General features: G+C 69.7%; 14 protein-coding genes and 3 pseudogenes. 5 read left to right on the top strand and 12 right to left on the bottom strand.

The window, feature by feature from the left end; genetic code table 11:
- Window positions 1-1590 precede the first annotated feature (1590 nt).
- Window positions 1591-1875, top strand: coding sequence for a S1 RNA-binding domain-containing protein (locus tag ABFY03_RS01225; protein WP_346168856.1), 285 nt, complete (start codon window positions 1591-1593; stop codon window positions 1873-1875).
- A complete protein-coding gene (locus tag ABFY03_RS01220; RefSeq protein WP_346168855.1) occupies window positions 1872-2174 on the top strand; it encodes a S1 RNA-binding domain-containing protein in 303 nt (100 codons plus the stop codon). The genes ABFY03_RS01225 and ABFY03_RS01220 overlap by 4 nt, the downstream gene beginning before the upstream one ends.
- Before the next feature lie 928 nt (window positions 2175-3102).
- Here ABFY03_RS01220 and ABFY03_RS01215 read toward each other — a convergent pair.
- The 7 genes and pseudogenes from ABFY03_RS01215 to ABFY03_RS01185 form a co-directional block, all read right to left on the bottom strand.
- Window positions 3103-4247 (bottom strand): annotated as a pseudogene (locus tag ABFY03_RS01215) (erythromycin esterase family protein).
- Between the two features lie 920 nt (window positions 4248-5167).
- Window positions 5168-5764, bottom strand: coding sequence for an RICIN domain-containing protein (locus ABFY03_RS01210; RefSeq protein ID WP_346168854.1), 597 nt, complete (start codon window positions 5762-5764; stop codon window positions 5168-5170).
- 1227 nt (window positions 5765-6991) lie between these two features.
- Window positions 6992-7663 (bottom strand): DUF2238 domain-containing protein, encoded by a 672-nt coding sequence (locus ABFY03_RS01205; protein ID WP_346168853.1) that lies wholly within the window; start codon window positions 7661-7663, stop codon window positions 6992-6994.
- Between the two features lie 287 nt (window positions 7664-7950).
- Window positions 7951-8301 (bottom strand): annotated as a pseudogene (locus ABFY03_RS37850) (MarR family winged helix-turn-helix transcriptional regulator); the annotation flags it as partial.
- Window positions 8302-8350: 49 nt separating this feature from the next.
- Entirely contained in the window at window positions 8351-8770 is a 420-nt protein-coding gene (locus tag ABFY03_RS01195) for an SRPBCC family protein (RefSeq protein WP_319007482.1), read from the bottom strand.
- A gap of 34 nt (window positions 8771-8804) precedes the next feature.
- Complete coding sequence (locus ABFY03_RS01190) at window positions 8805-9815, bottom strand: aldo/keto reductase (RefSeq protein ID WP_346168852.1); 1011 nt, start codon at window positions 9813-9815, stop codon at window positions 8805-8807.
- 650 nt (window positions 9816-10465) lie between these two features.
- Complete coding sequence (locus ABFY03_RS01185) at window positions 10466-10606, bottom strand: hypothetical protein (RefSeq protein ID WP_346168851.1); 141 nt, start codon at window positions 10604-10606, stop codon at window positions 10466-10468.
- Window positions 10607-11003: 397 nt separating this feature from the next.
- On the opposite strand from ABFY03_RS01185, the gene ABFY03_RS01180 reads away from it, so the two are divergent.
- The gene (locus ABFY03_RS01180; protein ID WP_346168850.1) at window positions 11004-11396 is read left to right on the top strand and encodes a hypothetical protein; all 393 of its coding nucleotides are present in this window, start codon (window positions 11004-11006) and stop codon (window positions 11394-11396) included.
- 747 nt (window positions 11397-12143) lie between these two features.
- On the opposite strand, the gene ABFY03_RS01175 is transcribed toward ABFY03_RS01180, so the two are convergent.
- From ABFY03_RS01175 to ABFY03_RS01160, 4 genes and pseudogenes are all read right to left on the bottom strand, one after another.
- Complete coding sequence (locus tag ABFY03_RS01175) at window positions 12144-12527, bottom strand: barstar family protein (RefSeq protein ID WP_319007478.1); 384 nt, start codon at window positions 12525-12527, stop codon at window positions 12144-12146.
- Between the two features lie 130 nt (window positions 12528-12657).
- Window positions 12658-13215, bottom strand: a complete 558-nt coding sequence (locus ABFY03_RS01170; RefSeq protein WP_346172180.1) for a GNAT family N-acetyltransferase — start codon at window positions 13213-13215, stop codon at window positions 12658-12660.
- A 68-nt stretch (window positions 13216-13283) separates the two neighbouring features.
- Window positions 13284-14435: pseudogene (locus tag ABFY03_RS01165) on the bottom strand (IS256 family transposase).
- A gap of 238 nt (window positions 14436-14673) precedes the next feature.
- Window positions 14674-14982 (bottom strand): hypothetical protein, encoded by a 309-nt coding sequence (locus ABFY03_RS01160; RefSeq protein ID WP_346168849.1) that lies wholly within the window; start codon window positions 14980-14982, stop codon window positions 14674-14676.
- 74 nt (window positions 14983-15056) lie between these two features.
- Between ABFY03_RS01160 and ABFY03_RS37845 the strand changes: the two genes are divergently transcribed.
- The gene (locus ABFY03_RS37845; protein WP_386723755.1) at window positions 15057-15314 is read left to right on the top strand and encodes a LexA family protein; all 258 of its coding nucleotides are present in this window, start codon (window positions 15057-15059) and stop codon (window positions 15312-15314) included.
- Window positions 15315-15343: 29 nt separating this feature from the next.
- Here the strand turns inward: ABFY03_RS37845 and ABFY03_RS01150 are convergent, their stop codons facing one another.
- The gene (locus ABFY03_RS01150) at window positions 15344-15796 is read right to left on the bottom strand and encodes a hypothetical protein (protein ID WP_346168848.1); all 453 of its coding nucleotides are present in this window, start codon (window positions 15794-15796) and stop codon (window positions 15344-15346) included.
- An 898-nt stretch (window positions 15797-16694) separates the two neighbouring features.
- Here ABFY03_RS01150 and ABFY03_RS01145 point away from each other — a divergent pair.
- Entirely contained in the window at window positions 16695-17198 is a 504-nt protein-coding gene (locus tag ABFY03_RS01145; protein WP_346168847.1) for a hypothetical protein, read from the top strand.
- Window positions 17199-17266: the final 68 nt, after the last annotated feature.

The following is a 17266-nucleotide window of genomic DNA, read 5'->3' as shown; positions in this document are numbered from 1 at the left end:
TGCGCTGTGGGGCAGGTGGCCGTCGGCGTCGACGAGGTCGGCAAGGACGCGGTAGCGCAGCGGCCAGGGGCAGTCCCAGGCCGGGGCGATCGCCGCCGGCTGCGCCGCGCCCTCCCCGCTTCGGATCGCCCGGGCCGCCCTCCCGCACAGGTTGGCCATGTGCTGCCCGATGGCACCATCACCTCGCCCTCGTCCCACACGGCGTCCTGCCGCGGGGCGAGGTGCCCGGTCGCCCGCCGGAACGACCGCAGCGCGGTGAGACTGGCCTCCCACGCTCCTCGCCCGCCTCCCAGGCCACCCCGGCTTCCGGCGCGTCCAGCAGCGTCTTGCGCCGGTCCTGCAGCTCGCCAGCCCGCAGGGCGTTGCACTGCTGGTGCACCCACCGCCCGTAGGCGAAGCCCTTGGTGACGCCGACCCTTGACCGCGACGTCATACGGGACGGCGGCGTAGCCCCCCCAGCCACACCAGCGATTTCAGCCGGTAGACCCGGGTGCGCAGGAAGGCGGCGATCGTGGCGGCCTCGCGGGGGCTGAAGAGGTGCAGCAGGGCGGATTCGGCGGCGCCCTGGGTGTCGTCCTCCTGGTCCTCGCCGCCGGCCCCGACGATCGCCTGCCCTCGTCGCGCTGCCGGTGGACCGTGCGCTGGCCGCTGGTGAGCGCCCGGGAAGCGAGCTGCTCGACCACGCGCTCGTCATGCGAGCGGAGGCCCTGGAGGACGGCGACGAGGGCTGGACGCTTGCGGAGGCGACCATGTCCTCGGGGTCCTCGTTCGACCCACCCACCCCCGGAACGCCCTCCGCTGGTCCACCTGGTCCTCACGGAGCTGGATCAGCGAGATTGAACCTCGGATTCGTCTGCTCGCAGCCTCACATACGGGCAGCTCAAGCGGCAGTGCGACCAGTGTTGTCAAGCCCCTTTGAGGAATGCGGAGTTGACTCTTATGGACTGGTCGCGACGGCTCAAGTGCAGGAAAATGGGAGGCATGGCCGAAGATTTCTGTGAAGTGATGCTCCTGCCCAGCTCCCAGTGCGACCACTGCCGAACAGCGCAGTCGGCACTTCCCCGGCGGGTATACGTCACTAGCGGCGGGAGCGTCTACCACAGGATTCCTGACTGTGAAGGAATCCAGGACGGTCAGCGGTACGCCCGTTGGAGGGGAGATGAGATTCACGATGTTCAGTCCGTCCCGCGCAGCGATGTGCAAGTAGAACGGGGCGCCTGTGAAATATGCCGTCCGGACGTGATTCACGAACGCTCTAGGTAGTCCTCTTCTGCTGCCGTGATGATCTGCGGGTTGCGTCAGGGGTGGTTCGGCATCGTGATGGCAGCGAGTAGCGGCCTCTGTGCTGTCCGACGGGTTGACGTAGGCGACTCGGCTTTCCGGCCAGACGGCAGAGAGTTTCCGCCGTTCTCAGCCACAGTCAGCGCAGACGGGCTGTCAGGGCCGGGTCTTCGGCGGAGGCGGCGGTGATGCAGGCTTGAGGTCTTGTTCGGGCCGATATGGTCCCCGCCATGGAAGCATGGCGGGGCTGCGCCACGGCAGCTCGTCGAAGGCAGGGTCGACCATGTGGTCGTGTGCCAGGTGGGCGGTATGGACTGGCAGTCTGAGAGCCCGGAACTCTGGGCGTTCCTCGAGTCCCTGCACGGCGGCGACATCCTGTCCGGCACCGTCGCGGCGATCGAGCGGTTCGAGGTCTTCGTGGCCCTGGACGACGGACCTGCCCATCCGACCCTGTCTGGTGTCGGGTTCATCGTCATCCCCGAACTGTCCTGGCGTCACATCGACGCTCCCACCGATGTCGTCAGGTGGGGCAGCGCGTCACGTGTGAGTTCCTCCAGTTCGACACCTACAACCTGGAGGCGCGGCTCTCGTTGAAGCCGCTGGAGCCCGACCCCCTGCAGACCTTCGCCGACCGCACGTCGGTGGGCCGGGAGATCCGCGGGACGGTGGAGAAGACGGTTCCCCTCGGCGTCCTCGTCGACCTCGGCGACGGGATCCTCGGACTGATTCCTTCCCAAGAGGTCTACGGTCGGCCCGCGGTGAGTCCGGTGGAAGACTTCGACGCTGGAGAGGAGATCGCCGTCATCGTCACGGAGATCGAAGTGCCGGCCCGCCGGGTCATTCTTTCCAGGCCTGAGGACGCCCGGCGCGAAGGTGTCGTGCCGGCCATGTGACGGCCAGCCGTGCCCCAGCCGTTGATGTGAGCATGGGGCGGGGCGAGGTCGGGCTGCGTACCCAGCGCGGGTAGCCGCGCCTGCTCCCAGCGCGCGGGGACGATCCCGCCGTCACGCCGAACGCGCCGCAGATGGACGGACTGGCGGTGTGCGGGGCCAGCATCCGCCGGAGCCGGCCGTTGGCAACCAGGCGCTGCTGGTGGAGCACAGGCAGCTGCTGCCCGAGGCGGGCAGGCCGGCGGGGCGGGGGACAGGGCAGGAACGGTCATCTGCCGATCTGGCGTCCGCTGGTCAGGGTCGGGGTGGCTGCGGGCCTGGCACGGGCACTGGCTCCGGCACCGGCACCGGCACCGGCACCGGAGACAGTACCCGTGCCCGTGCCGGAGCCTGAGGGGCGGGGCTTGGGGCGGAGAGCTCGGCGAGGCTTCGTTCGTCCAGGCCGGGGAGGTTCCCGCGATCCAGGGCGCCACCCCACACTGCTGTACGGCCGCCGCACGGTCCGCCACGGCGCCCACCAGGCCGCCCACCAGTTGTCTCCCCGCCAGGCGTCCATCACAGCCATCACCTGATGCAGCAACGTCAGGGGCCGCGCCGGATGCCGCGCCTCGACACGGATCAGCACCTGCACGGCGGAGACCTGCGTGGTTGTCGACGACATGAACTTGCCCACCCGCCCGGCAGATTCGTCTGCCGCGGCGAGTATGCCCTCCTCGCCCGGAACGCGCTCCCGCGACGAATGCCGCCGGTCAGCCCGCGCCGCCACCCGCCCGAGCGCCGACCGTGTGTCGGCCTTGCCGCGCAGCGGCATGGCGCTTGGACCAGCTGGGGGCGGCAGGCTTCGCCGGCGGGGTGGAACCGGTCCGAGGGGAGGCACGCCTCGCGCCGCCCGGTCGCGGACGTTCCGGCGGGGCCGTCCAGCCGCCCGGTGTCAGTTGAGCATGTGGGCGGCCTCGACCTGCTCGAGGTGCATGAGGACATCGTGGGTCTGGGCGAGGCGGATACGGGGAGCGTCGGCGATGCCCGGGTAGGTGGCGCCGATGTTCTTGATCGTGTGGGGTTCGGCGAGCCACGTGCGGGCCACGGTGGGAGCGTTGCGCAGGTCGACGACGAAGTCGCGGTAGCGGACCTTGTCGAGGGTGTGCTCGGCGGTGCCCGGGGCGGCGGGGAGGGCGGTGAACCGCTCCGGAACGCCGTCGTGGTTGAAGGCGTTGAACGAGCCCTGGTTGAAGGTGAGGCCGACACTCAGATAGCCGGCGCCCAGTCGCTCCCGCAGGAACTCGCCCTGGACGTGGGGGTGGCTGGCAGGGGCGTAGGTCTTGAGGGCGACGTGGGTGTTGTGGGCGGAGAGCATGATCTTGCCGCCGGTGCGCTGCTGCCACCAGGCGACGTTGTCCGCCATCACGCGGTCTCGGTAGGCCATGGCGGCCGGGATGTCCTGCGGGTTGTCCCAGTCGAAGGCGTACAAGGTGGTCATCTGGTGGATCGCGGTGGCGTGCTGGAGGGCCCAGGCGTGGGCGTCGGCATCGGCACCCGGGTGCTGCATGAGCAGGTCCACCGCCCGCCCGGTCCGTGCGGCGAGCTCCTTGCGCTCGGCGAGCGGCTTCGAGAAGTAGTCGTTGACGTAGGCCTCGGCGCCGGTGGCGGGTCGTAGTCCTCGGTACAGCTCGGCGATCTGTGCGGCGAGTCCGGGCTGGAGGCGGCCGCGAAGGTGCTCACCTTGTCGTACAGCCCGGGGCCGGCGAAGCCGTTGTCGTCGCCGACGAAACGAACCGGGTCGCCGGGGTGCTTGACGTTGTAGGCGCGCATCCACTGGAGCAGGTCGCGGTTCTCCGCGTTGTTCCACCACCGGTAGGTGCCCTGGAACTCCTCGTCCATGATCTGCTTCAGGTCCCCCTCACCGCGGGTGAGATAGGCGTCGATCCGCACCCCGCTGCTCCACGCGGCTTCGAAGGCGAAGGTGCGAAAACCTTTCTCCTCCACCAGATAGCGGAAGAGCCGGTGCTTGACGGTGACGAACTCGTGCGAGCTGTGGGTGGCCTCGCCCACGCCGACCACCCTCGCGTCGCCCACCATCGCGCCGAACGGGCGCAGATCGGCCACGCCACCCCGGGGTTCGGTGGTGCGCAGCGGGTGCGCGACCCGGTCGAGAGCCGCCTCTGGCGAGTGGAACGCGAGGGCGTCGGCGGCCACCGACGAGGTGGCGGGAGCGGACGGGGTGGCGGCGGAAGAGGTGGGGGCGACGACCAGCGTGGCGCCGAGAGGGACGAGCAGCGTGGTCAGCAGGAACTTACGCGTGTTGATCATGTAGCCAACTCTGGCTGTCCGCCGGCACCCCCCGCCATCGCGTACACCCCCCGACCGACCCGGGGGTTACCTACACCTGCCATCCGGCGGTCCACGACCACCACCATCCGCACGCCCGACGCCCGACGCCCGACGCCCGGAGCCCGGCGCCCGGCGCCCGGCGCGGCAGCCCCCGCGCTGCCGGCACCGGCGACAGCCGTGCCGCACGCCGCCCGATCTCCTCGCCGACGATCGCCCGGCTCGCCCAGCGCTACCACGGCAGGCATCCGTCCCGCTGACAGGCTGACTGGACTGGCAGGCGGCAGCGGCAGAAGGCGGCAGGGCAGGCGGGGGCGTTCGGTGCGGACCGTGCCCGGAGTGCCCCCAGCCGCCGACGGAACACCTCCCTGATCGAGTGCTCTCGGCGCACTCCAGCACGATCCGTAACCGCTGAGCCCGAACCGGAGCCATAACCGGAGCCGTCGTTCGGCGACACACCCAGTGCTCCAGCACCACCCGCTGGACGTCAGTGACCCGGCAACGGCGGAGGCTTCGCACCTGGACGGCTCATGCCCGGCCAGACGATGAATCGCTGACTCAGGTCACCAGCGGCACCGGCTCTGGCGTGCCGTCCTGCTTCCCATGCCGCGCTGGGAGAGCCCCCTCGGACACTCGTAGCCGCCGCGGGACGCCGGCTCGCCGGCCAACTCCTAGTACGAGTCGAGGCGGAACTTCTGGAAGTGTCCGAAGTCGCCGTCGGGGAAGTGGCAGGGCCAGGTGCGCAGGTTCCCCCCGTGACTGTCGTCCAGGCACTTTCCGGTGGCCCAGTTCTTGAAGCGGTACGTGCCGTCGCTGTTCTTCCAGCGGGTCCATCGCTGGAAGTCGGCGTACTCGCCGGACGGGTTGTGGCAGACGAAGTGTCGGAGGCCGGCGCTGCTGTCGTCCATGCACAGCCCGGTGGCGCGGTTCTTGATGGAGTAGGTGTCCCCGATGTACTGGATCAGATCGAACTTCTGGAAGTCGGCGTACTTGCCATACCGGTCCTGGCACGTCCAGTGACGGAGTCCGATGGTGCTGTCGTCCACGCACTGCCCGGTGGCCACGCTCTTGAGGCGGCGGGTGCTGATACTTCCGAAACCGAAGGCCGTGGCGGGGGCGGCGGTGGCCGACGTCGCCTGCACCGTCGCCGTGACAGCGTCACGGGCGGGCAGGGCCGTGGAGGGGCCGTTCTGGGCGACGATGAGAACGGCCGCTGTCAGGGCGGAGCCGGTCAGGCGTGCGCCCCATCCGCGAAGCTTGGTCTGCATGATGATCCGACCTCCGTAGAGCCGGCGCGAAGCGCGGCGACGAGTGATGCCTTGGTGCCCGACCTCTCGGCACGTCACCCAGCCTGCGTCGCCGTGGTGTTGTTGCGCGGCCCCCTTCGGACCGTGAAACAAACGTGGTCCACGAGCCGGACGGCCGCCGCTGCCCGCCCGGCAGCAGGTTGCGCTCAGCCGGACAGGCGGCGCCAGGATGTCACTGACGACATCACGCCCTACTTCCCCACGATGATCGGCACAGGAGTTCCTTGATCCGCTCGTCCTCGGGAACCACCTGGAAAGGCGGCAGCCTGGGCCCGCTGACGGTCGACCTGTGGCCCGGCGGGAGTGATCTGGCCCCTGACCGCCCGCCGACGCCCGCCGCGGCATCCGGCGCGAACGACACCGGGCTGCCCGGCGCGGAGAGATCGACACACAGCGCTTGGCCGACACGTGGGCGGCCAAGCACGCCGAAGCGCGGCGGGTTCGTACCCTGCTGGAGACGACCGGCCGGGCGGTGTACGGGCCGGCCGACGACGAGACGGCCCCCTGCGGGAGCGTGAGCGTGGGCAGCACGGCGAGGGGCGTCTCGCGGCCGCCGCCGCGCACCGCGCGAGCAGACCGAGCAGGAGCGCCTGGCCGTGGCGGTCCGGCTGAGCCTGCCCTCCCCGTACGGGCCGCCCTGCTCCAGCAGGCAGCGGCGCGTACCGGGCTCACGCCGGAACATGCCATCGCGCCGCTCGCCGCCCGCGCCGAGACCACCCTCGACACGGAACCCTGCCCGTATCCCCGTCCCGGCCACCCCTGACCCGCCCTGCCCGGCCCGGAGAGCCAAGGGCCCGGGAACGTGACTCAGCTGCCCGAAGCATGAGACGGGCCCGCCTGGCCGCGATCCGGTCCCGGCTTGGCCGGCCGGCATCGGGACCGGTCCCCGCGGGCAGCGGGAGCCCTGTCCTTGGGGAGGTGGCAAGCAGGACTCACCAAGGTGAGCGAGTGCCTTGAACCTGACAGACCAGACCCCTGTTTCCCCGGATGAACGGCCTGCTGCCAGGGGAACCTGATGCGCGTGCGGCTGCGCTTACTGCCTGCCTGGGGCGTTACGCCTCCAGAACCATCGGCGCCCGCAGCACCCCCCCCACGGCGCCCGCAACACCCCCACTGCGGCCGCTGTTCCACCGCGACGTCAGCGCTTCCCCGCATCCGCGCAGCGCTCCACGGCCTCACGAGCCCGGTTCAGCCCCCGAAAGAAGGTGCCAGACGGCTGAGGCTGCGGTCGTGCAGGCGGCTGAGGAGCATCAGGGAGCACAGGGCGCCGATCAGCGCGCAGAACATGTCCCACTGGGTGTCCCACACGTCGCCCTGAGTGCCCAGGAACGCGTCGGCGGCTTCTCCGCCGATGACAGCCGCCATCCACTCCAGCATCTCGAACACGGCGCTGAAAGCCAGGCAGGCGCAGACGGCGAGCGGGGCGAGCCAGCGGCTGCCTCGCAGCGGTGACGTACGGACCAGGAGTTCGCGGACGAGGACGGCCGGGACGAAGCCCTGCATGAGGTGGCCGAAGCGGTCGTAGGGGTTGCGCTCCAGGCCGAGCCAGTCGCGCACCCAGTCACCGGCCGGGACCTCCGCGTACGTGTAGTGCCCGCCCACGATCAGGACGAGCGCGTGCGCGGCCAGCAGACCGCACAGCAGGCCGCTCAGCGGAAACCGCCGACGCAGCAGGATCGCCAGCGGCAGACCCACCATCACCCACACCGTCTCCAGCAGCCAGGTGGCCGGGTCCTCGGCACCCCACGCGGACACCGCGAGCGCCGCGGCGACGCAGAACGCGAGAACGGCCGGCAGTCGACGCCGGGAAGCCGGACGTGCGTCCTGTGCCGGGCTGGCGGTCGGGTGGATGGCGGACATCGCGGTCTCCTCGTGTCGGGGGTGTGCCCATCCTTGGGCCTGCTGCTAACTCCCGCCATGAGCGCATGTACTCAAGCACCCTGCCCGCGTACCCAGTTGCCGCACATCGTGGCGGCCGACTGTTCGGCGACGGGAACCGGCGGTCACACCGGCGACCACGCGCCGACCCCCACCGGGCCCCAGTCGCAGCAGCCGGCGGAGCTGCGCCCCGGCTCGCCGGTGCGGTGCCCTCGTGAATGTGCCGGCTCGTCGCTTTCGTCCCGCGGGAACGGTCCTTCAGGTCACCGCTACCGAACGCCCCAGCGCATCAAGGCGGTACGGGGCGGCCGCGGTAGTGGCGATAGCAGCGGCATCTGGACCGGCGGCGAGCGCCGACGAGTGGCGGGATCGGCCGGGGACCCCCGTACGTCTCCGACCTGCCCGACACCGAGTCGTGGCGCGCTGCACCGGTCGCGCGGGGCTGGGACATGGCGCACGAGTGTCTGACGAACCGCGTCGTGCGTCGGCCGGGCCTCCGTCAGGAGCGCGAGACCGACGGCCGTGACGTCGGTGTAGATGCCGCGGCGGTCCGTCGGGCAGAGGTACCGGGCCAGCAGGCCGCGCTCCTCCAGCCGGCTGACCAGGCGCGTGGTGGCGCTGTGGTGGCACGCGGGGGCGTGTCCGGGCCGAGCGGAGGGGCCGTCCGGGTCAGGCGGCGAGGGTCTTGTGCAGGGCGTCGAGGCCGTCGGCGTAGATGCCGGTGAACAGGTCGATGACTTCCTGCTCGGTGGCGCCCTTGGGGTTGAATCGGCCGGACCACTGGACCTCGGCGACATCGTCGCGGCCGGGGACCGTGTGGACGCGGAGGGTGGAGACGTACCCGTCGACGGGGAACGGTGCCTCCAGGATGGCGTAGCTGTAGTGGCGCTCCGCCTCGTCGAAGTCGACCAGGCGCTCGATGATGACGTCGCCGTCGGGGTTGGCCAGACGGCGGACCCGGCCGCCTTCGAGAGCGGTGCTCTCGGGGATGTACGGAAGCCAGTCCGGGAGGGCGTCGAAGCCGCCGATCAGGTCCCAGACCTGCTGGGGAGAGGCGGGGACGACCCGGGAGACGGAGGTGGAAGCCATGGTGGTGCTCCTGATGCTGGGGGCGGGGGGAAAGTCAGGCGTTGTGCGGGAGCGGGGCGGACGGGCTGACCAGTCCGGCGGCGCGCAGATCGCTCCAGAACGCGGCCGGGATCGTCTCGTTCAGAGCGGCGGTGTCCTCGGCGATCCGGCTGGGCCGGGTGGCGCCGGGGATGACGGCGGCGGAGGCGGGGTGGGCGAGGGAGAACTGCAGGGCGGCGGCCTTGACGGAGATGCCGTGCCGCTTGGCCAGGGCCTTGAGCCTGCCGACGCGCTCGATGATCTCGGCGGGGGCCTGCTGGTACTCGAAGTGGGTGCCGCCGGCGAGGATGCCGGAGCTGTAGGGGCCGCCGACGACCATGTCGACGTTCTGCTCCTGGGCCATGGGGAGCAGGCGGGTGAGGGCGTGCTCGTGGTCGAGGAGGGTGTAGCGGCCGGCGAGGAGGAAGCCGTCGGGCTGCGGCTCGTCGAGGGCTAGGGTCAGCTCGATGGGCTCGGTCTTGTTGACGCCGAGGCCCCACGCCTTGATGACGCCCTCGTCGCGGAGGCGGGACAGGACGCGGAAGGCGCCGGTGCGGGCCTCCTCGAACTTCCCGAGCCAGGCGTCGCCGTGGAAGTCCTGGGCGATGTCGTGCACCCAGACGATGTCCAGCCGGTCGGTGCCGAGCCGCTTGAGGCTGCCCTCGATGGAGCGCTCGGTGGCCTCGGCGGTCCACTCGTGGAGGATCTTGTTCGGGTTGCCGTGCTCGAACAGGCCGCCCTTCTCGCCGAAGTCCGGGACGTCGGTCTCGTGCTCGTCGAGGACGACCCGGCCGACCTTGGTGGACAGGACGTACGCGTCGCGAGGCTTGTCGGCGAGAACGTCGCCGAGCCGCTCCTCGGCGAGGCCGGCGCCGTAGAAGGGGGCAGTGTCGTAGAAGCGGATGCCGTGGTCCCAGGCGGCCTCGACGGTGGCGCGGGCCTCGTCGTCGGGGATCGCGCGGAACATGTTGCCGAGCGGGGCGGTGCCGAAGCCGAGACGGCCGGGAAGGATGTTCTTGAGCGACATGGGAAGTGCCTTAGCGATAGGTGGGGGGAGGGGCCGGGAGGCCCCGTGCGAGCACCCACATCTGGATGCAAGCGCGCCTTGCATGTAAAGACAATACTTGCGCACGCTGGCTAATGCAAGCGCGGGATATGCGCGTTCGCTAGGTAAGGGGTTCGTGCCCGTCCGTTCGTTCCCCGTCATGGCTCCGCGTGTCCGTCGGTGTCAGGTCAAGCGACGGAGTGCGGCCCCGGCGTCCTCCCAGAGCCGGTCGGCCGCTTCCCGGTCGAGCGCTTGGGCGGCCTGGCCCCGCTTGGGCGACCTGGCCCCCGGGGCGGCACTCCTCGTCGCCGCCCACGACCCGGGCCTCCTGGTTGTCCTCGAAACAGCGGCCCGGGGCGCCGTCCAGCAGCGGAGAGGTGGCCAGCAGGACGGACGCGGCTGCTCGCATCGTGTCGTCGTCCAGCTGCCTCTGCAGCCGGGTGAGGATGAAGCGGGGGAGCGCCGGCGTGTTGCTTGCGGTCGGCGCGCGGCGGTGGGCGGGCGACGGGATCATGGCGAGTGCCCTCGACTAGCAGGACGCGCTTGCGGAGGAGTTCGAAGCCGGCGCGGCCGAGCAGCTGGCGTTTGAGCATCTTGATCAGGTTTACATGGCGTTTGATGGCTCCGGTGTTTCACGGCTGCGAGAGTCCGGCAGTGACGGCGTCGAGGGTGCGCTCCGGGGACCGGGCGAAGCGCTGGAGGCTGGGCAGATCGGCGGCGGTTGCCGCTTCGATCCACGCCGGCAGTGGGTGGCCTTGCACCTGGGTCAGCATGGGGGCGAGTGAGCGCACATGCTCGGCGAGTGCGTCCAGTTCGGGACAGCAGGGCAGCGCCGCCTTGAGCTGCGGACAGTGTTGAGGCCCATGCCGAGCTGCCGGGCGATGGACCGCTTGCTGTGACCGGCGGCCAGTAGGGCATGCACGGTGGCGTGCTTGGCGCGCGTGCGTTCGGCGAACCGGTGGCCCGTTGGCCACGGCGAGGACACGGGCGACTCCGGAGCCTGGCTTGACTCCTCCGGTACTCAGGTGCAGGCCGCCGGCAGGCAGGCACGGTGCCAGCAGGCGCACTTCTCGGCGGCTTCGCCGAGGTGGTGTCAGAGGTGCCATCGGTCGGTCCGGTGGCAAGGTTCGACGTTCTAGGCTGGTGGCAGGGACGTCCGAGGAGGCTGGCATGGCAGGCCACCACCGCTACCACTTGGATCAGGACGGTCACTCGATCACTGTTGTGCATGACCTGAGGCGTCAGCGTGCCGAAGTCTGGGTCGACGGAAAGACGGTTGCTGTGGCCCGCACCCCGCGCCACGAGGTCACAGTCCTGGAAGGGGAACTGCCCACCGTCCCGTCCAGGCGGATGCTCGTCATGATCGATCATCCTTACGACCGGGACGACATCCCCCTGTGCGTGCTGGAGACGGACGGCAACCGTTACCTCATGCCCCACGTCGCCCTCACCCCGCAGGAACGACAGCCGGCGGAACGGACACCACCCGCCGCCACCCCTGGTCAGCTGTTCGCCCGATGGAGAGCACGGCACCGCCACCGACGTAGCGATCGCCGTGCGTAGTCGATCAGTAGCCTGCAGGCGTAGCACCTCGGCATCGCAGGAGAGGACTCGGCAAGCACTGGCTCGCAGCCGATGTCCCGATGAAGCGATCATTGATCGGTGTGGACCGGTGGTGGCGTCCCTTGCTGGGGGTGGACCCGTAGGCGGCGAAGATGCGCCGGGTGAAGTGGAAAAATCCGGGTCGCCAGGGTGTTGTCCGTGGCTTCCTGGGTCCGTTGGTCCCGTTCGTCGTGCGCGGCCGAGGTCAGCAGGGCTCTGCGAGGCCTCAAGCAACACGCGGAGTTCCATCCCCACGAGGTAGTCGTAGGGAAGCTCGCTGTGCTGCATGGCGCCTCCACCCCTCTGAGGCCCGCAATGCTGCGGGTCAACGACGTGGTGGACCAGCAGGCCCAAACGGTCCGGCTCGGCAGGCGGCCCCACCCTGTCCCGCTCGATCCCGCCTCGTGGACGGTGCTGCAACGCTGGGACCATCGCCAGGCATGGCGGACCGACACCCCACACGTCGTGGTCAGCAAGGGAACAAAGGCCGGGCGAAACCCGGCCTCCACCGCATACCTCTCCCACGTCCTTGACGACTGCGGCTTCCCGTCCCGGATGATCCGCAGCACCCGCCTTGTCGCGATGGTGCACACGAGGGACCCCAAGCTCGTCGCCGCCGCCTTCGGCATGGACCCACAGGCCACCCTGATCTGTCTCGCCGACCCCGTCGACGAGGGCCGTCTGCGGTTCCGAGACCCGTCAGCCTGCCTAACGAAGGAGCAGGCCGCCCGGCAGTTCTTCTTCAATGATCCCGACCAGCCAGTCGAAGGCGGTCGGGCCACGTCCGGCACGAGCTTCCGCCAGCCTGGCGGCCATGTGGTCCTTGTGCGTCGGGTGACAGCGGGCGAGCCACATCTCGATCTGACGGGCAGCCTCGTGGTGTCCAAGGTTCTGGCGCGAGACTTCGTGGTCGCGCCACTCGATCATGAAGTCGCCGTCGTCTGGAGTCCCGAAGCCGCCGCGGAGGCAGTCAGCGAAGGCATCGAGGTTCCGGCCGAAGTAGCTGCCGCATCCGATGCTCTCGCCGACGACCCGCCAGAAGTCCTCCAGCGTCTTGACCTGACTGCCGTCCAACACGTATCTCACCGTCACAGCCCGCAGGCTATGTCCCGCCGGGCAGCCCGCTGATTTGTTTTGAACCCGCGCTGTCCAGGCAGAACCTCGCATGGGTTCGCCGGAACGAGTAATTGTCAAGAGTTGTGGATTGGGCCGTTGATGTCTATCAAGGCTGCTCCCACTCGGTCCGGGTGAGTTCGTACTCGACTTCACCGTGCTCGGAGCCCTCGATCGCCTCCGGCCAGTCCCCGGTGAAGTTCCGGACGAAGGACAGGCCCGATTTCTCCATGACGCGACGGGAGCGGGCATTGACGACCATGGTGTTAGCGGTGACCCGCTCGACACCCAGTTCCGCGAACCCCTTGTGGACCAGAGCCCGGGACCCCTCGGTGGCATAGCCACGCCCCCACGCCACCTGGTTCAACCGGTAACCGAGTTCGACCACGGCGGGGCTGTGTTCCTCCAACGGCCGGAATTCGAACCAGCCCAGGAACGTGCCGGTGATCCTCTCCTGCGCGGCCCAGTAACCGCGGGTCTCCCAGCACGGGTAGTCGTGCAGGAGCCGCGGCAGGGTCCGCGTCTTGATCGACTCCCGACTTGTGGGGCGGCCACCGTTGATGAAGCGCATGACCTCGGGGTCGTTGTCCAGGGCGAGCAGGTGGTCGATGTCGGCCGCCGTGAACGCGCGCAGGACGAGCCGGTCGGTCTCCAGGAAGTTGGGCATGCCGCGATCTTCACCACGGGCAGGCCGGGCCTGCCACTGATTTTCCGAACGGCGGCAGGCGGTGGTGTTCATGCCGCGCGGGCCTCGGATGGCTCGACCAGGACGCCCCGCTCGAAGCGGGCGCCGGCCCGGACCAGTGCGACGAGGTGGGGTGCGTTCACGGCCCGCCAGCGTTGCTGGGCTGACTCGATGAGCTTGAAGACCATGGCCAGGGCGGCGGCCCGGCTGCGAAGAACGCCAACAGTTCTTCCTCGTCGTCGGTGATCCGCTTGACGACCTTGGGGTGTTTCGCCCCGTAGTGCTTGGTGAACGCGGCGACGGCCTTGGCCGCACGCTCCTTGTCCTCGGCGTTGCAGATCTCCTGGATCGCACGCTTGGCCGCGGGCTGGGCCGACTTCGGCAGCGCGTCGAGGACGTTGGCCGTCTTGTGCACCCAGCACCGCTGGTGGCGGGTCTCGGGGAACACCTCGTTGAACGCGTTCCAGAAGCCGAGCGCCCCGTCGCCGACGGCCAGGACGGGGGCCCGCATGCCCCGGCGGGCACAGTCCCGCAGTAGTCCCGCCCATGCCTCGGACGACTCGCGGTAGCCGTCGGTCATCGCGATCAGTTCTTTGGTGCCGTCGGCCCGCACGCCGACCATGACCAGCACAGCGGCCTTCACCTCTTCCAGGCGTATGCGCAAGTGAATACCATCGGCCCAGACGTAGACGTAGTCCGTGGCGGACAGATCGCAGTCCAAACGCCTTGTGGTCGGCCTGCCACTGTGCGGTCAGCCTCGTGATCGTCGCGGGCGACAGGCCGGCGGAGGAACCGAGGAACTGCTCCAGCGCGGGCACGAAGTCACCGGACGACAGGCCGTGCAAGTAGAGCAGTGGCAGCACCTCACTGATCTTCGGGGATTTACGGGCCCAGGGCGGCAGGATCGCCGAGGAGAACCGCTTGCGTTCGCCGGTGGCCTCGTCGACGCGCTTGTCGTTGACCCGGGGTGCCTTCACCTCGACCGCCCCGGCCGCGGTCGTCACCTCCCGCGGCTGGTGGAAGCCGTTGCGCACGACCAGGCGCCGGCCGCAATCGTCTCGCTGATCGGCCAACTCGGCCATGTAGAAGTTGACTTCTGCTTCCAGGACAGCGGCCGGCATCCGCTTCGCGCCCTCGCGGACGATCTCATCAATCAGGGAGCCGTACGGCGTCGTTCCGTCATCGTTGACTACCGTGAGCACGGGCGTGCCTTCCCGACCGACGCAACGGACGTCGGCCTACTCAATGACCATCACAGGATCATTCGGGGGAAGGTACGCCCTTCGCGTGCCAACCCGAGGCCGATCCAGAGGACTTGAGCATTACTCCGCCGGACCATGTGCGCTTGGGAGAAGGACTCGTTAGAGGCGGTCGCGGCGCTGTTCTTCTCCTCGTGTTCGGTCAACCCGAGTCCCGCTGGTCGATCCCGTCCGTCAGTGGTCAGTGGTCGGTGAGGTCGACGACCGTGTCGCAGTGCGGGTCGTCGGAAGGCTGGCGCAGGTGCTCGTTCGCCAGGAAGGCTGGAGAGACCAGGGCTCCGAGCAGGCCCGGACCCGTACGGCTGGTCAGCACGTCCACCCCGTAGGTGCGGTCGCGCTCGGGGGAACGGAAGTAGAGACGCATGTGGTCGTCCCCGGTGATGACCGCCCCGATGCACAGCGGTTTCCACGGCGCGTGCGTGGTGACAAGGGCACGTACGAGAGAGAGCAGCCGATCGGAGGCCGCCTGCTCGTCGTGGGACTCAGACATGGTCACATCGTGGCCTGTGCCAGGCACTTGTTGCCCGGCTGGTTGTGGCAGTGCACGGCGACATCGTCGCCGTGATGCTCGACGGCGAAGCCACCGTCAAGCGCCTGCGCCGCGAGGACGGCCACGTCTGGCTCATGCCCCACAACCGAGCCGACGTGCCGATACCGGGCGACGACGCCGTCATCCTCGGCCGGGACCGTGCCGAGATCCACAGCGTCGGCGAACGTGTCAGGCGGTCCTGTAGAGCTGGCGGGCCCTTCGAAGCTCTGGTGCAGCAGCACCTGGATCACCGACGTCGTCAGAGCCGTCGGCACCTTGACCTCGCCCTCTGATCGGTAGGGAGAGCGTTCAATCGGTGGGGTCAGGTCACCGAGATTTGCCACTTGCCGTGTTCGGACAGGGTGACGTATCCGTGGTGCGGAAGACGGAGGGTGCCCTTCTGGGTGGCAGCGGAGGTGAAACGGATCAGCTGCTTCCCGCCGTTCGCCGGTGTGTAGATGATGGTGCCGGGGGAGTCGATGAAGTCGTAGTGCACGACCGGGGCGTATTCGAAGTACGGCTTGGGGCTGAAATAGCCGAAGGTCCGAGTTCCCTTTCCCCGGACTGTTCTGGTCGGAAGCTGAGGCAGCGCGTCGCTGTCCACGATGCGCACCTTCCACCGGCCCAGGCCACTGGCGCCCTCGTTGCCCACCGTGATCCGCCATATGGCGAGGGCGTCGCAGTCGGCCGGCAGGACGATGTGCGACGGCCCGGTCCGGCCGATGGTGACGAGCGTGTCATGGGCCCGCTGACGACGAGAGTGACCCTTGCGCACGGTCGACAGGCTGACCTCGTGGTGAAGCCCGCGCGGAACTCCAAGAGGACCGGCTTTCCCTCCCCTGCGCCCGGTACCTCGACGATCCGGCTGCGCCAGCCGGACCATTCAGCGGACGTGGTGCTGCCCACGTTCCCTCCCCTGGGTCTGCCGCGAAACGCTCGGGAGTCATGGTGGCACGCGGCCCTGGCTCCGGGGCCGCTCTAGTCCGACGGGGGCGGGCTGTCGCGCAGGAGAAGAGCCTGGCACCGTCGACGCCGGTGCGGACGACGCCTTCGGAAGACCGGCTTCCGTACACGGGGGGTGCCGACCGAGGAGGGTCGAGGGGCTTCGCGCCCACGTCCCTGCTGAACCACCCGTCAGTTCGGAAGAGGCCGCACACCTGCACCTACGCCGCCAACCCTCCCCCCCCATGAGACCGGCGGCCGCGGTAGCACTCTCGTCTACGGGGGCACCGACGGCATCCCCCGCCGCACCGACCCCATCGATCATGGCGGAGCCCTGGCCTCCCGTCAGGTGAGGGGCTGCACCTGCTTCCCGGCCGTCAGCCGCAGAGGGACCAGAGACGCTACCGGCGGCGGCAGGTCGAGGGCCCGCGCCCCAGGGGCGGACACATGAGGCGGCCGGGTGTCGCTCACGGTTCGAACGGGGCGGACCGCGCCATTCCACCCATGGCGGACGCCCTGATAGGGCGGTGCACCCCGGTCTGCCCGCAGGCAGGCCGGGGTACCGGGGGCGGCCGGAAGACAACGGGCCGCGTGGCAGGGGCCTTGCCGGGGGCCGGTGCCCCTGACAGTGTTCCGGCGCGCCCCGCACCCAGCGGGGCACGGGCCAGCCCCCGAATCGGCTTCCGTCTGCCGCTCTCGCCTGAAGAACGAACCGACCAGGAGTGCCCGCCATGCCGCGTACGACCTTCCGTGTGCCCCGCACGCTGCTCGCCGCCACGGCGACGGCCGCCCTCGCCGTCACCACGGCCTTCACCACGGCGACCGCCCCGGCCGTCGCCGTCCCGACCGCCGAAACCGTGACTGCCGGGGCCACTTCAGGCTTCTGGGCCTGCTCCGTCCCGTCCGGCTACACGTACACATCCTCCCGCAGCTCCTACACCTGCTCGGGAGGCAGCAGCTACCGGACCACCGAGTTCTACGTCCAGCCGCCCGCCGACGGCCTCTGGGCCTGCACCACCATGCCCGGCTACACCCACACCGGGGTCATGAGCAGCTATACGTGCTCCGCCGGCGGGAGCTACACGACCAGCCAGTTCCTGCTGAACAAGCCCGTGACGGGCATGTGGGCCTGCTCCGTACCGTCCGGCTTCACCTACACGGCCACCCAGCAGAACCACACCTGCTCCGGCAGCGCCAGTTACACCACCACCCAGTTCCTGCTGCACGCCCTGTAGGCGCCGAAAGCCCCGGGCCCGTTCGCACTGGCTGACGAGCGCCCGGGTGCCGGCACGGCGCGGAGCGC

The sequence above is a fragment of the Streptomyces roseofulvus genome, assembly GCF_039534915.1.
Taxonomy (GTDB): Bacteria; Actinomycetota; Actinomycetes; order Streptomycetales; family Streptomycetaceae; genus Streptomyces; species Streptomyces roseofulvus.
This window is presented reverse-complemented; position numbering and strand designations above follow the sequence as displayed.

Excerpts from the sequence above, each read along its gene's own strand:
- ABFY03_RS01205 (WP_346168853.1), bottom strand. The coding sequence starts at position 7,663 with ATGTCCGCCATCCACCCGACCGCCAGCCCGGCACAGGACGCACGTCCG.
- ABFY03_RS01210 (WP_346168854.1), bottom strand. The coding sequence starts at position 5,764 with ATGCAGACCAAGCTTCGCGGATGGGGCGCACGCCTGACCGGCTCCGCC.
- ABFY03_RS01190 (WP_346168852.1), bottom strand. The coding sequence starts at position 9,815 with ATGTCGCTCAAGAACATCCTTCCCGGCCGTCTCGGCTTCGGCACCGCC.
- ABFY03_RS01160 (WP_346168849.1), bottom strand. The coding sequence starts at position 14,982 with ATGTCTGAGTCCCACGACGAGCAGGCGGCCTCCGATCGGCTGCTCTCT.
- ABFY03_RS01180 (WP_346168850.1), top strand. The coding sequence starts at position 11,004 with ATGGCAGGCCACCACCGCTACCACTTGGATCAGGACGGTCACTCGATC.
- ABFY03_RS01185 (WP_346168851.1), bottom strand. The coding sequence starts at position 10,606 with ATGCTGACCCAGGTGCAAGGCCACCCACTGCCGGCGTGGATCGAAGCG.
- ABFY03_RS01195 (WP_319007482.1), bottom strand. The coding sequence starts at position 8,770 with ATGGCTTCCACCTCCGTCTCCCGGGTCGTCCCCGCCTCTCCCCAGCAG.
- ABFY03_RS01225 (WP_346168856.1), top strand. The coding sequence starts at position 1,591 with ATGGACTGGCAGTCTGAGAGCCCGGAACTCTGGGCGTTCCTCGAGTCC.
- ABFY03_RS37845 (WP_386723755.1), top strand. The coding sequence starts at position 15,057 with ATGCTCGACGGCGAAGCCACCGTCAAGCGCCTGCGCCGCGAGGACGGC.
- ABFY03_RS01145 (WP_346168847.1), top strand. The coding sequence starts at position 16,695 with ATGCCGCGTACGACCTTCCGTGTGCCCCGCACGCTGCTCGCCGCCACG.
- ABFY03_RS01170 (WP_346172180.1), bottom strand. The coding sequence starts at position 13,215 with ATGCCCAACTTCCTGGAGACCGACCGGCTCGTCCTGCGCGCGTTCACG.